This window comes from Solemya elarraichensis gill symbiont, from assembly GCF_002021095.1.
Classification (GTDB): domain Bacteria; phylum Pseudomonadota; class Gammaproteobacteria; order Chromatiales; family Chromatiaceae.
The window spans coordinates 1-2,016 of record NZ_MPRK01000282.1; the positions used below are offsets into that span (position 1 = coordinate 1).

The window sequence follows — 2,016 nt, forward strand, 5'->3', positions numbered from 1 at the left end:
CCAATATGCTCCGCCCCGGTTTGCAACATCAACAACCGATCAAGTCCAAGCGCCACGCCGGAACAGTCGGGCAAGCCTGCGGCAAGTGCATCCAGAAAATCCTGGTCAATCGGCGGCTGGTGCATGCCCTGCTGCTTGCGGCTGGCAAGGTCTGTCTCGAAGCGTGACTTCTGCTCTGCGGCATCCTGTAATTCATGAAAACCATTCGCCAGCTCGATTCCGTCGATATAAAGCTCGAAGCGCTCTGCGATACGTGAATCCTGTGGACTGATTTGCGCCAGTGACGCCATGCTTGCCGGGTAGTTGTAGACAAATACACCTCCCGCCTGCTTGAGCCAGTCACCGACGGAGAGATCAAAAAGAACATCGAGGAGCCAATCCCTCTCCAGCTGTTCAGGCAACACTACCCCGAGTGATTCGGCTTTTGCCGACAACTCTTCCGGTGTCGCAATGTGAGGATCTAGCCCCACATGGGCAATAAAGAGTGTCTGGAAGGTATGGCGTTCAAACAGCATGGCATCAGGCAACAGCTCGGTCACCAGGGCTTCGACATCATCCATCAGTTGATAGTGATCAAAACCAACCCGGTACCACTCCAGCATGGTGAACTCCGGATTGTGAAAGCGCCCGGATTCTTCTCCGCGAAATACTTTACATATCTGATAGATAGAGCCACTTCCTGAAGCTAATAATCGCTTCATGGCAAGCTCTGGCGAGGTGTGTAAATAGCAGGATGGGCCTCCTGCATTTTCCGTTTGAAATGAGCTGATGGCAGGGTCTGTATTCCCGGCCCGCGACAGGACCGGGGTCTCAACCTCGAGCACCCCTTCCCTTCGAAAATAGTCGCGCACCTGTGCAAGCAGCCCGGCTCGCTGGCGCAACATCTGTTGCGAGGCGGCAGGCTGCCAGCTCACCGGTTACTCTTCCTTGGCTCGTGAAACGTATTCGCCCTTGCGCGCATCCACCTTGATCACTTCGCCAATCTGGACAAAGAGTGGCACACGTACAACGGCACCGGTTTCCAGTGTTGCCGGTTTGCCGCCACCACCGGAAGTATCTCCTTTGAGGCCCGGGTCGGTATCGGTAATCGTGAGGGTGACAAAATTAGGCGCCTCGACTGTTAGCGGCGAACCGTTCCACAGCGTAACAGAGCAAACGTCCTGCTCCTTGATCCACTTGATCGCGTCACTTACCGCAGCTTCGTCAGCCTGATACTGCTCAAAACTCTCCTGGTCCATAAAGTGCCAGTACTCACCGTCTGAATAGAGATACTGCAGGGTGATGTCGATAACATCGGCTGCCTCGACACTCTCACCGGACTTGAAGGTCTTTTCAATAGTACGGCCAGTTTTCAGGTTACGAACCTTGACGCGGTTAAACGCCTGGCCCTTGCCCGGTTTGACGAACTCGTTTTCGACGATGGTGTAAGGATCTCCGTCGAGCATGATTTTCAACCCGCCTTTGAATTCGTTGGTACTATATGTCGCCATGTCAGCCTCAATAATTATTTACACTAAACCCGCACATGATAACGCGTAGTCAGGCAATCGAAAACGATAAGATGAGCTGGGAGCAGCAATATGCCGCCAGTTTTCGAAATCCGGCCGATTTACTCACCTGGCTTGGCATCGATATTGACACTATTTCTGATGCGATCGACATGGATAGCGAGTTCCCGATGCGTGTGCCGTTCGCATTTGCCAGCCGTATGCAGCACGGCGATCCTGACGATCCGCTGCTACGACAGGTACTTCCATTAAAGAATGAAGGCATCCCGGTCAGCGGTTTCAGCAAGGATCCTCTTAACGAGGAAAATTACACTGTCGGCAACGGCATTATCAAAAAATACCACGGGCGCGCCCTGCTGGTTGCAACTGGTGCCTGCGCGATACACTGCCGCTACTGTTTCAGGCGTCACTACCCCTATGCCGACGAGTCACTGACACGAGAACAGATCAGCAAGATGATTGCAGAATTGCGGCACATGGATGATCTCGACGAGGTCATCCTCAGCGG

Annotated in this window: 2 protein-coding genes and 1 pseudogene; 1 reads left to right on the forward strand and 2 read right to left on the reverse strand. The window is 53.4% G+C overall.

From position 1 onward, the window contains the following. Both epmA and efp read right to left on the reverse strand, forming a co-directional pair. Positions 1-884: EF-P lysine aminoacylase EpmA (gene epmA / locus BOW51_RS10165; protein ID WP_245828669.1), on the reverse strand; the 884-nt coding region annotated here is incomplete at its 3' end. Between the two features lie 33 nt (positions 885-917). Continuing rightward, the gene (efp, locus tag BOW51_RS10170; protein ID WP_078477614.1) at positions 918-1,490 is read right to left on the reverse strand and encodes an elongation factor P; all 573 of its coding nucleotides are present in this window, start codon (positions 1,488-1,490) and stop codon (positions 918-920) included. A gap of 71 nt (positions 1,491-1,561) precedes the next feature. On the opposite strand from efp, the pseudogene BOW51_RS10175 reads away from it, so the two are divergent. Then, positions 1,562-2,016, forward strand: a pseudogene (locus BOW51_RS10175) (EF-P beta-lysylation protein EpmB); the annotation flags it as partial.

Excerpts from the sequence above, each read along its gene's own strand:
- efp (WP_078477614.1), bottom strand. The coding sequence starts at position 1,490 with ATGGCGACATATAGTACCAACGAATTCAAAGGCGGGTTGAAAATCATG.